Origin of the sequence: Streptomyces specialis, assembly GCF_001493375.1 — a bacterium.
Taxonomy (GTDB): domain Bacteria; phylum Actinomycetota; class Actinomycetes; order Streptomycetales; family Streptomycetaceae; genus Streptomyces; species Streptomyces specialis.
The window spans coordinates 1-15437 of the sequence record NZ_LN929762.1; the positions used below are offsets into that span (position 1 = coordinate 1).

The following is a 15437-nucleotide window of genomic DNA, read 5'->3' on the forward strand; positions in this document are numbered from 1 at the left end:
GGAGGGGACGTGACCGGCGCGGGAACGGGCTCGGGGGCGGCCACCGGTTCCGGGGCGGGCGCCCGATCGGCCGGGGCGGCGGAGCGGAGCAGCGCCGCCCGGTCCAGCTTTCCGTTGGCCGTCGCGGGGAACGCGTCCACGCACCGCACCGTGTTCGGCACCAGATAGGCCGGCAGCCGTTCCGCCGCGTGGGCCCGCAGCGCCGCCGGGTCCGGCGCGGCGCCCGGCGCGGCGGTGACCCAGGCGCGCAGCACGCGGTCCCCGCCCGGCGCGGTGTCGGCCAGCACCACCGCGTCCCGCACCGCGGGGTGCGCGCGCAGACAGTGCTCGATCTCGCCCGGCTCCACGCGGTGCCCGCGGATCTTCACCTGCCCGTCCTCCCGGCCGGTGATCCGCAGCAGCCCGTCGGCGCCCCACAGCGCCCGGTCCCCGGTCCGGTACATGCGGGCGCCGGGCGCCGCGTCGAACGGATCCGGGACGAACAGGTGCGCGGTGAGCGACGGCCGCCCGGCGAAGCCCACGGCCAGGCACGCGCCCGCCGTGTACAGGTCACCCTCGACCCCGACCGGGCAGGGCCGCAGCGCCCGGTCCAGCACGTAGTGGCGGGCGTTGTCGACGGCCCGCCCGTAGGGGATGCCGCGCCACTCGGGGTCGATCTCGCCGACCCGGTGATGGTTGGACCACACGGTCGTCTCGGTCGGCCCGCCCAGCGCCGTCGTGACGGCCGCCGCGAAGGCCCGCCGGACCCGGCCGGGCAGGGTCACGGGGATGACGTCGCCGCTGAGCAGCACCATCCGCAGCCGCCCGGTGCCCGGGCTCCCCGGCTCCTCCGGCAGCAGCGGCACGAGCTGGTGCAGCGTCGTCGGGGCGGAGTTCCACACCGTCACCGGCTCGGTCACCGGCACGTCCAGCAGCAGGCCCGGGTCGCGCTGCTGCGTCTCGTCCGCGACGTAGACCGCCGCGCCCGCGCCGAGCAGCCCGAACAGGTCGAAGACCGACAGGTCGAACCCGAGCGACGTCACGGCCAGCCCCAGGTCACCGGGGCCGGGCCGCAGCACGCGGTGGCAGAAGTGCAGCAGGTTCCGCACCGAACGGTGCGCCACGGCCACGCCCTTGGGGGTGCCCGTGCTGCCGGACGTGAACAGGACGTAGGCCAGGTCGTCGCGCCCGGCCAGGCGCTCCGGGTCCCGGTCCGCCGCCTCCGGCGAGGCACCGGGGCCCGGCACGCTCTCCAGGGCGAGCACCCGGACGGAAGCCGGCGGAGCCGGTGCGGCGGTCGCCTCGGTGGCGACCAGCAGCGTGCTGCCCGCGAGCCGCAGAACGGCCTCGGCCCGGGCGGCGGGCAGCGCCGGATCGACCGGCAGATAGGCGCCGCCCGCCTTCAGCACGCCGTGGACGGCGGCCACCATCGCCGGTCCGCGCGGCACCCGCACGCCCACCACCCGGCCGGGGCCGACGCCGAGTTCCCGCAGGCGGTGGGCGATCCGGTTGGCCCGCCGGTTGAGTTCGCCGTACGTCAGGGTGCCGCCGCGCCAGCGCACCGCGACGGCCTCCGGCCGTTCCCGCGCCTGCCGCTCGAACAGCGCGTGGACCGGGTCGTCGTCGGGGAGCGGGACGGCGGTGTCGTTCCACCGCTCCAGCACGTTCCGCCGCTCCTCGCCCGTGGCGGCCGGGCGCGCGGCGGTCTCCTCGCCGACCGCGTCGGCCGATGTCCACCACGCCTCGTCGGCGCAGCGCCGCAGCTCCTCCTCGAACGCGGCGAACAGGCGGGCGGCGGCCTCCTGGTCCACCACGCCGTCCGCGATGTCCCACGCGTACTCCAGCCGGTCGCCCTCCGCGACGGAGACGCAGTCCAGCGCGCAGCCGGGCGTGGCGGTGAGCCACTCGACCTCCCGCACCCCGTCCGGCAGCGGCAGCCCGTCCAGGTCCACGAGCCCGGTGTGGACGACCGGGTGGACGGGCGCGGCGGCGCCCGCGCGCAGCGCGCGGCGGCTCATCGCGGCCAGGCCGCCGTCGCCGCCCTCGGCCAGGTCGGCGAGCAGGCGGCGGCGGTAGCCGCGGGCGGTGTCCAGCGCCGGTTCCCCGGCGGGGGGCACGGTCAGCCAGGTGAGGAACGAGTGCTCGCCGACGGCGGACGTGCGCAGCTCCTCCGGGAACGCCACCACGGCCAGCGCGAACGGCCCGTCCGTCTCCCGCGCCAGCACCCGGCCCAGCGCGGTGAGCAGCAGATCGTCGGCCGTCAGGCCGTGTCCGGCGTGCTCACGGGTTTCCGCGCGCAGCCGGTCCAGGACGGCCCGGTACGCGGCGTCCCCGGCCCCGGTCAGGTCGATCACCGGGATCTGCCAGTGCGCGGGCCCGCGCGGATGGACCAGGGCGCCGTCCGCGCCGAACCGGGTCCGCAGCGCCGGATGCCGGTCCACCAGGCGCCGCACCGCGCCGGCCAGCCGCCCGGGGTCGGCGTCCGGCACGTCGTAGACGCGGTAGCACTGGCAGCCGTCGGCCGGGGTGTCCGAGGCGCGCGCCACCAGGTACGCCTGCCGCAGCGGTCGCGGTGGCCCGCCCGGCGCGGGTACCGGGGCGGGGAGCGCGGCGGCGGCCAGCGCGTTGCGGAAGAACGCGAAGGCGGTGTCGGCGGTGCCGGGCGTGAACCGGGAGTCGTCCACGTCCCAGCGGAACCGCAGCCCGCCGTCCTGCTCCCACATCTGGTGGTCCAGCGCCACGTCGGTGGTCTGGCTGACGCCGTACTCGACGGCGGCGCCGAACCCGCCGGCCACGCCGGGCGCCGGGCCCACGCCGAGCAGGCTGGTGAAGACCACCGGCGGCGCGGTGGGCGGCGCGGGGGAGTCCCGGTGTTCCGCGCGCAGGGCGCGCAGCGCCTCGGTGCCGGAGACCCGGCCGTGCCGCGGGTGCGCGGAGAGCCTCTCGCCCGTGGCGCGGACCGACTCCTCGGGATCCGCGCCCGCCGCCTCGTCCACCCGGTGGATCGCCGTGGACGTGAACGGCCCCACCACCGCGTCGGCCGCGCCCGGCAGGTACGGCCGCAGGCTGGTGGTGACGGTCAGGCAGTACGGGCGGCGGGCCCCGGCACGGTCCAGCGCCTCGGTGAACGCGTCCAGGACGAGGGCGGTCGGCGACACCCGCAGCCGGTCGGCGGCGTCCCGCAGGGCGTTCCACTCCTGCGGCCCGAGCGCGCCGTCCAGGGGGCGGCGCGGGCGGCACCACGCGTCGGCGCCGTCGTCCGGGGATCCGTCCGGGGTGCCGGCGCGCGGCGGGTCGAGCACGAGGTCCGGGCCGGGGGGCAGCCCGGCCAGTTCCCGTCTCCAGTGGGCGAGGTCCGCGGCCCGTGCCGGGTCGGCCTCGTCCGGCGTCCCGGGCGCGGGCGCGCCGGGGAGGGCGCGCACGCAGGCGGCGACGTCGGGGCCGGGTGGCGGCAGCGGGCGGTCGGGGGGGTGGTAGCGGTCGTGCCACTCCCGCAGCAGCAGGGCGAAGCCGTGGGCGTCGGTGAGCAGGGTGTCCAGGCTGAGGTGGACGATGCCGCGCCCGCCCGGCAGCAGCGACACCTCGATCGCGAACAGCGGCCGGGCGCCCGCGTCGTACCGGCGGTGGGAGAGCCTGTCCCGGACGGCGAGCCGGTCCCGTTCGGCGCGGCCGGGCGTCAGCCGGGGCAGGTCGTGCACCGGCATCGGCCATCGCGGCGGCCGGGGCGGGACGCGCTGCGTGCCGTCCTCGCGGATCTCGGCGCGCAGCATGGCGTGCCGGTCCACCAGGTCCTGCCAGGCGCGGCGCAACCGCGTCGGGTCGGGGGAGTCGAGGCGGAACTCGCGGTACAGGTGGCAGCCGACCGGGTCACCGACCGCGTCCGGGCGCTTGGCGACCAGATACGCCCGCTGCAACTCGGTGACGGGGAACGGCGCCCCCGGTTTTGCCTCCGGCTCCGGCTCCGGAGCGGTGGCCGGCGGCGCGGCGGGTCCGGCCCGGCCGATGCGTTCCACCAGCCCGGCCTCGGTGAGGTCGGCCAGCTCGCGCGGGTCGAGGGTGACGCCCAGTTCGCGCTGGATGCCCAGCCACAGCCGGGTCAGGGCGAGGGAACCGAGACCCCAGTCGCGCAGGGTGCCCGGCGGCCGTTCCGCCGCGTCGGCGGGCCGCAGCTCCGCGAGCAGTCCGGCGACGGCCGAGGCGTGGTCGCTGCCTTGCACCTGGTCTTCCCTTCAACGGTGGCTCGGTGGGGTCCGGTCGCCCGGTGGTGCTCAGTCGCGCGCGGCGGCGCCGGCCGGGATCCGGGACAGGAAGTCCAGGGCCGGCCCGGCCAGCCGGGCGCCGTCGGTGAACAGCGAGATGTGGTCGCCGTGCGGCTCCACCCGCAGCGTCGCGTTCGGCAGCAGCCGGGCCATCTCGACGGACCCCTCCGGGTGGGCGGTGGTGTCGTCCTCGCTGGTCACGACGAGCGCCGGCTGCGGCACGGCGGCGGGCAGGCGGCTGACGTCGAGGTCGGTGACCGGGCCGTTGACCCGGCAGTAGCGGTAGAACAGCTCCGGCGCGGCGAAGGGGTGGAGCACCAGGTGCGCCACGTCCGGGGGCGCGGAGCCCAGCAGGGTGCTGAGGAACACGCCGTGGACGGCGGCGGCGGTGTCGCGACTCTCGGCGGCGGCGGCCATCAGCGCCTGGATGTTGCGGTGGTGGTCCAGCTTGGGCCGGTCCGGGCCGAGTTCGTAGGCGCCGTGCCAGAGGCTGAGGGAGCCGACCCGGTCGGGGTGGTCGGCCGCGGCCTGGAGGGCGACGACGCTGCCGCCGCAGAAACCCATCAGGTGGGCCCGCCGGATGCCGAGCCGGTCCATCACGGCCCCGGCGTCGGCGGCCTGCGCCGAGGTGTCCCGGCCGAGGGCGTCGAAGTCGGCCGGCGCGCGCAGCGCCGGGTCGAACAGGCCCCGCGTCTCCCAGGTGACGACCCGGTGGTGCGGCGCCAGCGCCCGCAGCCACGGTTCGCACAGCCGGGCGGGCATGCCGCACGCCGAGGCCAGCACGACGGCGGGCGCGTCGGGGTCGCCCGCCGCGTACACGGGCAGCCTCGCGCCGTCGGGGGCGATCGCGTCCTCGGCCAGGCGGAACGCGTCGAACCCGGTCGCCAGCGCCTCCCGGGCGGCCCGGTCGGGCGGTTCCGCCTCGACCGGCCCGGCCAGGGCGGGCGCCAGATGCCGGCCGATGATCCGTTCGAACACGCCGAGGCCGTCGGGACCTTCCGGCCCGTGCGCGGGCCGCAGCGGGACGCCGAGCCGGGCGGCGAGGGCGGTGAGGGCCCGGGCCCGCGCGGCGCCGCCCGGGACGTGGACCCGGGGCGGCTCGGGCAGGGCGCGGGCGAGCTGGCGGATGTCGAGCAGGGCGTGGGCCAGCGCCGTCGCGGGCCGGCCGTCGTGGGCGGGCGGCTGAGGCATCGGCCCGCCCCTCACAGTCCGGACGCGCGGGGCACGAACGGCCGCCCGGTGGTGGTCCGGGTCGCCATCCGGTTGTGCCCGAACCGGTCCTCGCCGCTGACCAGGACGGCGCCCCAGCGGTCGAGGGAGACGGTGCCGCCGTACTCCTCGATGACGTCGGTGTCCGGGTAGACCCGCACGCAGGTCGGGACGTAACGGCTCGCGAACCCGAGCCGCATCTCGCCGGTGCCCGAGTGCGGCAGCGAGGCGTGCATCAGGGTGGACCAGAACATGATCGCCTGGCCAGGGCGCATCACCATCGACACGGCCTGCGACTCGTCCGGCTTCCAGTCCGGGTCCACCTGGAGTTCGCGGTAGTCGTAGCCGAAGAAGCCCCGGCGGACACCGTCCTTGTCGACCTGGTTGATGCTGTCGGGGGAGTACCGCATCCGCTTGGTCTCGTCGTAGTTCATCCGCTCGTGGGTCCCGGGGATGAACTGGAGGCAGCCGGTCTCCTCGCTGGCCTCGGTGAACGCGGTCCACACGGTGATGGTGCCGCCGAAGTCCTTGAACTCGTCGGGCCACACGATCTGCGGCTTGCCGGAGGCGTTGGCGAACGTGTCGGCCTGGTGCCAGTCGGTGCCCTCGTCCCCGGGGTACTTGGGGAAGAACTCGGTGCGCCAGCACAGCACATCGGGCCCGAGCGCGCCGCGCACCCGGTCGGTGATCTCCGGCCGGCAGATGTGCTGGGCGAGGAAGTCCGAGTCGAGGTGGCGGTCGTAGTTGGAGATGTTGGTGTTCCCCGACGTGGCCGCCTCGTCCTGGTAGATGGCGTCGCGGCGGTCCATCAGCCGCAGCCGTTCGCGCCGCCAGATCTCCTTCATCTCGTCCACCTCGTAGACGGTGAAGGGGCCGAAGTAGCCCTGCTCGCGGAACGCCCGCAGTTCGTCGGGGGTCATCTCCCCCGGACGGCGCGTGTCCTGCCCGGTCGATGCCATGGCGTGGGTCCTCTCGTGTCGGTGGAACGTCGGGGTCGGGGCCGGCCGGTCAGGCGGCGGCGTCGATCCGGGCGGCGAGGGCGCGGATCGTCGGCTCGTCGAGTTCGGCACCGGTCAGCCGCAGCCCCCAGCGCCGGTTGACGTCCGCGATGATCCGCACGAAGGCGAGCGAGGTGACCCCAAGACCGAACAGGTCGTCGTCCGGGCCCTGTCCGGCCCGGCCCATGACCTCGGCCACCACCGCCGCCACGGCGCGTTCGGTCGGCGTGCCGCCGGCCGGGGCCGGGGCGGCGGCCCGGCGGTGGGGGAGCGCGGCGAGCGCCGCCCGGTCCGCCTTGCCCTGCGGGGTCAACGGCACGCTCTCGACGAACAGGTGGTCGGACGGCCGCATGTGCTCCGGCAGCGCCGCCGCCGCGAGCGCCGTCAACTCGGCGGTGACGACGCTGAGTTCGGCGTCGGCGAGCGGGCGGTCCGGGACGGCCGTCAGATGGGCCGTCAGCCGCAGGTCGCCCTCGCCCCGGTCGGAGACGGTGACATGGGCGGCGCCGATCCGGGGGGGCCGCACCAGGACGGCCTCGATCTCCCCCGGCTCGATCCGGTACCCGCGGACCTTGAGCTGGTCGTCGGCGCGGCCCAGGTACTGGTAGCCGCCGTCCGCCGTCCGCACCGCCCGGTCGCCGGAACGGTACAGGCGGGCTCCGGCGGGCATCCCGGGCCCCGCGCCGGTGACGAAACGCTCCGCCGTCAGCTCCGGCCGCCGGAGGTAGCCGCGGGCCACCCCCGTGCCGCCGACCAGGATCTCCCCCGGCGTGCCGTCGGGAACGGGACGGCCCCGCGTGTCGCACAGGGTGAGGGTGACGCCCGGCAGCGGCACCCCGATCGGGCTGACCCCGGGCTCGTCGAGGTCGGCGCGGGTGATCCGCCGCCACGTCACGTGCACGGTGGTCTCGGTGATGCCGTACATGTTCAGCACCACCGGCCGGTCGTCGCCGTACCGCTGGAACCACGGGTCGAGCAGCTTCACGTCCAGCCGCTCACCGCCGAGCACCACCAGCCGCAGCGCGTACCCGGCCGGCGGGCGCGCCTGGTCCGCCGCCACCAGGCGGGCGAACGCGGACGGCGTCTGGCTGAGGACGGTGACGCGTTCGGTGACGAGCAATTCGCGCAGCAGCTCCGGGCTGCGCGCCGTCCCGGCCGGGACGATCACCAGCCGCGCGCCGTGCAGCAGGGCGCCCCAGATCTCCCAGACGGAGAAGTCGAACGACGCCGAGTGGAACAGCGTCCACACGTCGTCGTCGCGGTGCCCGACCAGCTCCGCCGTCTGCTCGAACAGGGCGACGGCGTTGCGGTGCTCGACGAGGACGCCCTTCGGGGTGCCGGTGGTGCCCGAGGTGTGGATGACGTACGCGAGGTCCCCGCCGTCCGCGTCCGGCGCGGCGCCGGGCGCCTCCCCGGGCAGGGGCTCCAGGGCGTCCAGCCACAGCACCGGGACGCCGCCGTCCGGCACCCGGTCCCGGACCCGGGTCACCGACACCACGGCGGACACGTCGCCGTCCCGCAGCAGGAACCGGATCCGCTCCTCGGGATACGCCGGATCGACCGGCACGTAGGCCGCGCCCGCCTTCAGGACGCCGAGCATGCCGACGACCAGATCGGCGCCGCGGGCCACGCAGAGCCCGACGAGGCTGCCGGGGCCGTGCCCCAGCGCCCGCAGCCGCGCGGCGACGGTGTCCGCGCGCCGGTCGAGCTGCCGGTAGGTCAGGGAGCGCCCGCCGTCGGTGACGGCCACGCGGTCGCCGTGACGGGCCGCCTGTTCGGCGAAACGCTGGTGCAGGGTCGGAGCGGATGACATACGGGTTCCCCTCCCGGTGAGGCCCGGTGATGCCCGGTGTGAGTGGTGGTCGGCTCCCGGCGGCGCCGGGGACGCGCGCTACGCGGCGCCGTTCTGCCCGGCGGGGGTCTGGGCGGCCTGGGCGGCCGGAGCGGCCTGGGTGGCGTACATGCCCCAGTGCTGCGGGGTGAGCGCGGCGTCCCGCAGGGTGCCCTGCACGAACATCCGCTCCCAGCCGCCGCCGCCCTTCTCCTGCGGGATCCACTGCCGGGTGAACACCTCGCGGGCCATGGCGTCGGTCCGCGCCCGCAGCCCCATCAGGTTGTAGTACGTGCTCAGCCGCTCCAGGTGGATGAACCAGTGGATGCGGTCGGAGAGGCCGAACGCCTCCTCGTACAGGTGGATGGTGGCCAGCCCGCCGAGGGACGCGTTCCAGCTCTCGGTGAGCGCCCGCGCGAACTCCCGGCCCTCGGCCCGGAACTCGTACTTCAGCTCGCCGGTGCGGTGCATGATGATGCCGCAGTTGGCGGAGTGCAGCGCGGTACCGGCCGGCTGCCCGGACTGGTGGGCGGCGGTGGGCACGTCCAGCCGGTCACGGTCGGCGCCGTCCCGCCCGAGCGTCTCGGGCTCCCGGTCGGCCGTCCCGTACATGCCGAAGCTGCTGGGCAGCAGCACGGTCTCCTGGAGCCCGCCGTCGAGGAACATCCGGTCCCAGCTTCCGCCGCCGCGTTCCTCGGGAATGCGGTTGCGGAACATGACGTCCCGCCAGCCCTCGTCGGTCGAGCCCATCTCGACGAGCGTCTCGTACGCCTCCAGGGACCGCATGTGCAGCAGCCAGTGCAGCACGTCCTTGGTGCCGAACGTCTCCTCGTAGACGAATACCGACGCCACCCCGACGTATTTCGTGTTGATGTGCTCGGAGAGTTCCCGGGCGAATTTCCGCCCCTCGGAGCGGAACTCGGCGCGCAGCCGTCCGGTGCGTTCCACGATGACGCCGGAATTCGCGGAGTGCAGAATGTCCCCGGGCGGCAGCGAGGTCTGCTGCTGGGCCACGGGCAAGGTGAAGACCGCGTTGTCCTGGGGCATGGGCATACCCGCTTCCTCTGATTCCGAAGGGCTCGGTGTGGTGCCTTCACCCATTACCGCATCAGATCGCGGCCGTGCGCTGCTCACTATTGGGCAGGGGTCGCGGACGCGGCGGAAAAGGCCCGCAACCGGGAATCCAGTACCTCGGCCGCGCCCGTCATCAGCGCCTCCGCGACGGAGTCCACATGGCGATTCCGCCAGTTCTCCAGCGGTGTTCCGGCGGCGAATGCGTTGAACGCTCCGATCGCCGGTCCGGTGTGGATCTGGAAATTCACCTTCTCGTCCGCCGCCCCCTCGATCGCGGCCCGCGTGGTGTGCGCGAACCACCAGCGGAACACCAGCGCCATGCGGTGCCGGGGGTCGCGTTCGGCCCGTTCCGCCTCCTGCGGGCGGCCGGTGCGCAGGTAGTGGTCCCGGGCCAGCCGCCACACCTCGTCCAGGCCCCGGCGGAACACGGTCTCCTCCAGGGCCCGCGTCTGCCCGGCCGTGAGGTCGCCGAGCCCGGCCGTGGTCCGGTAGAGCTGGTACAGCTTGTTGGCGCGGGCCGGGAAGAGCGTGCCGCGCCGCAGCACCTGGACCCGGGCCCCCGCCTCGAACATGTCGCCGGCGGGCGCGTAGGCGGTGTCCTGGACACCGGCCCCGGCCAGCATGTCCTTGACCAGCTCCGACGTCCCGGCCTCCACGGTGCACTGGTTGACCGAGCCGGTCATCACGAAGTCCGCGCCGAGGACGAAGGCGGCGGCGACGCTCTCGGGCGTGCCCAGGCCGCCGGAGGCGCCGACCCGCGCGGCCCGGCCGGACCGGCTCTCGCGCGCCACCCGGTCCCGCAGGCGGAGCATCGCGGGCAGCAGGGCGAGCGCCACCCCCTGGTCGGTGTGGCCGCCGGAGTCCGACTCGACGCAGATCTCCTCGCCGACCGGCAGGTCGCGCCCGGCGTCGGCCTCGGCGGCGGTGAGGGCGCCCTCGGCGACCAGCCGGTCCAGCAGCGCCCCGGGCGCCGGGCCGAGGAACGCGGCGGCGACCTCCGGCCGGGACACCTTGGCCAGCACCCGGCGCCGGGAGACGGCGGTGCCGTCCGGCGCGCGGTGGGCGCCGGAGAGCCGATACCGGACCAGCGCCGGGGTGAGCCGGGTGAACCCGGCGGCCTCCACGAACCGCACGTCATGGCGGAGGAACAGCGCGACGGTGGCGTCCTCCAGCGCCGGATCGTCCAGGGAGTGCAGCAGGTTCATCCCGAACCGGCCGCCGGGCCCCAGCGCCGCCCGCAGGGTCCGCAACGCGTCCTCGATCCGCCCCGGGGCGAGCCCGCCGGTGCCGAAGAAGCCCATCAGGCCCGCCTCCGCCAGCCGGATCACCAGCTCCGTCGAGGCGATGCCGCGGTACATGGAGCCCGCGAGGTAGGCGTACCGCAGCCCGTAGTCGCGGCGGAACGCCGCCGAGCCCAGCGCCCCGGCGGTGACCCGGGGCGCGGCGGCGGCCACCGGGACGACCGGCGCGGTCACGGCCGGGGCGGCGGGCGCGGTCACGGCCGGGGCGGCGGGCGCGGCCGAGGCCGTGGCGCGCCACAGGCCGCGCAGGGTGCTGCCCGGCCCCACCTCGGCCGGGTCGCGCACCCCCCGCTCCAGCAGCAGCCGCATGCTCTCGGACCACCGCACCGGGGCGGCGACCTGCTCGCCCAGCAGCCGGGCCACGGACCCGGCCTCGTACGGGCGGGCGGTGGCGTTGGCGACCACCGGGATCCGCGGATCGGCGAACCGCCACCCGGCCAGGAACGCCGCGTACTCCCGCGCCGCGTCCGCCATCCAGCGGGAGTGGAACGCGGCGCCGACCCGCAGCGGCACGCACCGGCCCAGCCCCGCCGCCCGCACCACGGCGGTGGCCGCCCGCAGCGCCTCGACCGGTCCGGACAGCACGATCTGCTCGGGGCTGTTGCGGTTGGCGACGTCCACCCCGTCCACCCCCGCCTCGGCGAGCGCGGCGGGCACCTTCTCGGCGTCCGGGCCCACCACCGCCGTCATACCGCCCCCGGCCGCCCGGCTCATCAGCTCTCCGCGCCGGGCCACCAGCCGCAGCCCGGTCTCGAAGTCGAACGCCCCGGCCGCCAGCAGCGCGTTGTACTCGCCGAGGCTGTGCCCCGCCAGCCAGTCCGGTTCCGGTTCGCGCCCGGCCCGTTCCGCGGCGGCCAGGGCGTTCACGACATACAGGGCGGGCTGCGCGTACCGGGTGTCGGAGAGCCGCCCCCCGGGGTCGTCCAGGCACAGGTCCCGCACCGGGTAGCCCAGCACCGCGTCGGCGGCGGCCACGATCCCCGGGTGGCGGTCGAAGAGCTCCCGGCCCATGCCCCGGTGCTGGGACCCCTGGCCGGGGAAGAGCCATGCCGTCGGTGTCATGCGTCCGTGACCTCCCAGGGGAACCGCCGCCGTTCGGCGAAGTCCGCGATCCGGCGGCCGACCGGGGCGGAGGACATGAGCCGGGCGAACTCCTCGACGGCCAGCCGCCCGGTCGCGGCGTCCACGGGCGCCAGCCGGCCGAAGTAGCCCTTGACGTCCGCGACGGTCACCGCGCTCATCCGCCGCGCCCGGAAGGCGAGCGCGCGCAGGCGCGGCTCCGGATCGCCCGGCTCCGCGTCGACCAGCCCCCGGGCGTGCGCCTCGCCGGCGGTCAGCGGCTGCGTGCCCAGGCTCATGGTGTACGCCGTGCGGAACCCCGCGCGGCGGATCAGGAACGGCGCCACGCAGCAGGGCAGCAGCCCCCACAGCGCCTCCGGCAGGGCGAACGAGCTGCGCGGGGTGGCGAAGGCGAAGTCGGCCGCCGCGACCAGCCCCACCCCGCCGCCGGCGACGGTGCCGTCGACCGCGCACGCCACGATCCGCGGCACGGTCGTGAAACGGCGCAGCAGCGCCCAGAACTCCGCGGCGCCCCGGGCGGCGGTGGCCCGGTCGGGCACGCCGCCGGCCGCCGCCGCCTCGAAGTCCATGCCGGCCGAGAAGACGCCGTCGCTGCCGCGCAGCACCACCAGCCGGCCGTCCGGATCGCTCTCGGCCGCGTCCAGCACCCCGTGCAGCGCGGCGATCAGCGCGGGGTCGATGGTGTTGCGCCGCGCGGGCCGGGCCAGGGTGGCGGTGACCACCCCCGGGACACCGCGATCGGTGCGGAGCACGGGCTCGGTCATCGCGTCAGCTCCATCGGTAACGGCGGTGGAAGCCCTCGATCCGGTCCAGCACGAGCAGTCCCCGGCCGTCCAGCGCGGCGTCGTAGACATCGGCCCAGGGCGCGGGGTCGATCCGGCTGTCGGCGACCCCCGCGGCGGACGCGGCCGTGTGCCGTGCCAGCTCCTCGTACCGCTCCATGGTGAGCGGGTGCCGGTCGGCGATCCGGCGGGCCAGCCCGGTCGCGGCGTGCCGGGCCGCCGCCTCCGGGTCGACGACGGCGCTGAAGAACTCCGAGGCGCAGCCCGAGCCGTACGCGAAGAGCCCGACGCGGCGCGGCGCGGTGATGTCGGCGTGGTCCAGCAGGGAGCACAGCGCCATGAACAGCCCGGCGGCGTACGTGTTCCCGACCTGCGCCGGGTGCAGCAGGGAGACCGCCACCCGCTCCTTGAAGTCCGTCTCGATCTCGGCGCCGGTCAACGCGGTGGTGCGGCGCAGCAGATGCCGGTGCGCGCCCTTGACCAGTCCCGCGAACGGCGTGTGGAACGCCAGCAGGTCGAACGTGGTGAGGATGTCGGCGCCGGTCACCGTCTCCCGGTAGTGCGCGAAGCTCTGCTCCAGGCACTGGAGATACGCCAGCAGCGACAGGTCGGCGTCCCCGGCCGCCAGGTCGGGGCGGGGGCGGCAGGTGTCCATCACCTCGTAGCTGTGCAGGCCCACCGCTCCCGGGTCGGGCTCGATCCCGGGCGGCCCGCCGCCGCCGAGCAGCAGTGCGACGGCGCCGGCGCCGTGCGACGCCTCCCAGTAGGGCATTCCCTGCACGTCGCCCCCCGCGTCGGCGGCGATCACCAGCACCCGGGCGGCGGGGTCGGCGCTGGTGGCGAGCAGCCCCAGCCCGGTGCGCAGCGCGGCGGTGCCGCCGTAGCAGGCGTGCTTGACCTCGAACGAACGGCAGCGCGGCCCCAGGCCCAGGTGGTGGTGGATGTAGGTGCTGATGGGCTTGCCCAGGTCGAGCCCCGACTCGGTGCCCACCACCACGGCCTCGATTCGCGCCCGCTCCTCGGGCGTCAGGGCGTCGATCAGCGGGCGGGCGGCGTTGACGCCGTTGGTGACGGGGTCCTCGCAGGGCAGGTTGACGGACTTGCGCTCCATCATCAGGTTGTCGAAGCGGCTCAGGTCCAGGCCCCGCGCGGTGAAGAGGGCGCGGACGTCGAGCGCCGCCCGCCCGGCGTAGGCGTGGACGGCCTCAATGCCGGCCATGGAGCGGGGCCCAGAGCGTGTCGGTGAGGGTGCCGTCCAGCAGGGCCCGGTGCCACGGTTCCGCGTCGCCGTCCGGCCCCCCGGCGACGGGCCGGGCCAGCAGCTCCCCGATCACCGGGTCGTGGGCCGGCAGGTCCAGGATCTCGCGCCAGACCTCGGGCCCCGCCAGGTGGACCAGCAGGTGGAGACGGTCCTGACGGCCCCACATCTCCTCGTAGAGGAACGCGGAGGCCCGGCCGGGCAGCGCCTCGGTGACCCGGGCCGCCCACGCGTACCAGAACCCGCGGGCCTCCTCCCGCAGCCGGTACGGGACCCGCACCCGGCGGTGCACGGTGAACGGCGCGTTGACCGAGTGCAGCAGTCGCGCCGGCTCCAGCCGGGACTGGAAACGGGCCGGCGGCTGGAACGTGTCGAGGTCGGCGCCGTCGTGGTGGCCGACGCCGTGCTGGGGGCAGATGATCGTCTCGCTCATGCTGCCCTCGACGAACATCCGCTCCCAGTTGCCGCCGCCCTTGGTGGGCAGCCGGTCCCCCTGGGACACCTCCTGCCAGCGCTGGGAGTGATCCACCATCTCCAGCAGCCGGCCGTAGTCGTTGGGCTGCTTCAGCGTCAGCAGCCAGTGCAACCGGTCGGCGGTGCCGAAGACTTCCTCGAAGGCGAGGATGGTCACGTGCCCCACCTGCGCGGTGTTCATCAACTCGACCAGATCGGCGGAGAACTCCCGCCCCTCCGCCCCGAACTCGGCGCGGAGCTGGCCGACGCGGTGGATGAGGAACCCGGCGTCCGCCGAGGTGATGAGCTTCTCGGCGGGGACGGAGGTCTGGTGGTGCGGCGGCTGCGGGGCCCGTGTGGCGGGTGCCGTGCCGGAGTCGGTGTGCGCGGTCAACTGCCGCCTCCCGTAAGACGTTCCGATGGATTCGCCGGCCGACTCTAAAAGGAGCCGAGGGCCGGGGCTGCTCAGTTCTGCGCAGGGTGCGGCGGGGCCGCTCACCCCTCGGCGTACGCGGCAAGGGCCCGGTGGTCGACCACCAGCGTCCGCTGCGTGACATCGACCAGTCCCGCCTCGCGGAACCGCTTGAGGAAGAACCCGACGCGGGAACGGGTGGTGCCGACCATCTCGGCCAGCTCCTCCTGCGTGACCCGGGCCGATATCCGGACCCGCGAACCCTGGGGCACGCCCGCGTGCCGCGCCAGGTGCACCAGCCGGGACGCCAGGCGCCGTTCGCTCTCCAGCGTCACCATGTCGACCAGCGTCCGCTGCTGTTCCAGCACCCGTTCGCCGAGCTGGCGCAGGTACTCCTCCAGCAGGCCGTGCTGGGCGAGGGCGGCGAGGAAACGGTCGGCGGGCACCCTGCGGAGCACGCCGGACTCCAGCACGCAGGCGGACTCGGCGCGGACGCCCTGGAGGAGACCCAGCTCGCCGAAGACGTCACCGGCCGTGTGGATGGACAGCAGGCACCGCTTCCCCCGGGCGGTCATCATCAGCGTCTTGATCTGCCCGCTCTCGATCACATAGATGTTCCGGTCGCTGCCGCCGCACGTGTACACCTGGTCCCGCCGGGCGATCGGGATACGGGTGCTGTCGGCGAGTTCCGTGCGGCACAACAGCAGCAGATCCCTGCGGAAGCCGTCCGTCCCGCCCGGACATCGGGACGCTTTCTCGCCGTACTGCGGATGAACGGGCGCTGAAGAACTCCGGGTAGGC

The 15437-nt window shown here is 75.6% G+C and carries 10 protein-coding genes; all 10 read right to left on the reverse strand.

Annotation, left to right across the window (positions count from 1 at the left end; genetic code table 11):
• A partial coding sequence (locus tag BN2279_RS03505; protein ID WP_159037035.1) for an amino acid adenylation domain-containing protein occupies window positions 1-4196 on the reverse strand: 4196 nt, incomplete at its 3' end.
• 51 nt (window positions 4197-4247) lie between these two features.
• Entirely contained in the window at window positions 4248-5429 is a 1182-nt protein-coding gene (locus BN2279_RS03510; protein WP_059006309.1) for an alpha/beta fold hydrolase, read from the reverse strand.
• Between the two features lie 11 nt (window positions 5430-5440).
• Entirely contained in the window at window positions 5441-6406 is a 966-nt protein-coding gene (locus tag BN2279_RS03515) for a chlorinating enzyme (RefSeq protein WP_079031800.1), read from the reverse strand.
• 49 nt (window positions 6407-6455) lie between these two features.
• Entirely contained in the window at window positions 6456-8258 is a 1803-nt protein-coding gene (locus BN2279_RS03520) for an amino acid adenylation domain-containing protein (RefSeq protein ID WP_059006311.1), read from the reverse strand.
• 78 nt (window positions 8259-8336) lie between these two features.
• Window positions 8337-9329, reverse strand: a complete 993-nt coding sequence (locus BN2279_RS03525; RefSeq protein WP_199827621.1) for a DUF6039 family protein — start codon at window positions 9327-9329, stop codon at window positions 8337-8339.
• 80 nt (window positions 9330-9409) lie between these two features.
• The gene (gene fabD, locus BN2279_RS03530; RefSeq protein WP_079031801.1) at window positions 9410-11713 is read right to left on the reverse strand and encodes an ACP S-malonyltransferase; all 2304 of its coding nucleotides are present in this window, start codon (window positions 11711-11713) and stop codon (window positions 9410-9412) included.
• Window positions 11710-12495, reverse strand: a complete 786-nt coding sequence (locus BN2279_RS03535; protein WP_059006316.1) for an enoyl-CoA hydratase-related protein — start codon at window positions 12493-12495, stop codon at window positions 11710-11712. Before BN2279_RS03535 ends, fabD begins: the two co-directional genes overlap by 4 nt.
• Window positions 12496-12499: 4 nt before the next feature.
• Window positions 12500-13732: a hydroxymethylglutaryl-CoA synthase family protein gene (locus BN2279_RS03540; RefSeq protein ID WP_059006317.1), complete on the reverse strand. Its 1233-nt coding sequence runs from the start codon at window positions 13730-13732 to the stop codon at window positions 12500-12502.
• Complete coding sequence (locus BN2279_RS03545) at window positions 13719-14618, reverse strand: DUF6039 family protein (RefSeq protein WP_059006319.1); 900 nt, start codon at window positions 14616-14618, stop codon at window positions 13719-13721. The genes BN2279_RS03540 and BN2279_RS03545 overlap by 14 nt, the downstream gene beginning before the upstream one ends.
• Window positions 14619-14719: 101 nt before the next feature.
• Window positions 14720-15337, reverse strand: coding sequence for a Crp/Fnr family transcriptional regulator (locus BN2279_RS03550; protein ID WP_059006321.1), 618 nt, complete (start codon window positions 15335-15337; stop codon window positions 14720-14722).
• Window positions 15338-15437: the final 100 nt, after the last annotated feature.

Coding starts and splice junctions, on each gene's coding strand:
- BN2279_RS03515 (WP_079031800.1), bottom strand. CDS start 6,406: ATGGCATCGACCGGGCAGGACACGCGCCGTCCGGGGGAGATGACCCCC.
- BN2279_RS03520 (WP_059006311.1), bottom strand. CDS start 8,258: ATGTCATCCGCTCCGACCCTGCACCAGCGTTTCGCCGAACAGGCGGCC.
- BN2279_RS03540 (WP_059006317.1), bottom strand. CDS start 13,732: ATGGCCGGCATTGAGGCCGTCCACGCCTACGCCGGGCGGGCGGCGCTC.
- BN2279_RS03510 (WP_059006309.1), bottom strand. CDS start 5,429: ATGCCTCAGCCGCCCGCCCACGACGGCCGGCCCGCGACGGCGCTGGCC.
- fabD (WP_079031801.1), bottom strand. CDS start 11,713: ATGACACCGACGGCATGGCTCTTCCCCGGCCAGGGGTCCCAGCACCGG.
- BN2279_RS03525 (WP_199827621.1), bottom strand. CDS start 9,329: ATGCCCATGCCCCAGGACAACGCGGTCTTCACCTTGCCCGTGGCCCAG.
- BN2279_RS03535 (WP_059006316.1), bottom strand. CDS start 12,495: ATGACCGAGCCCGTGCTCCGCACCGATCGCGGTGTCCCGGGGGTGGTC.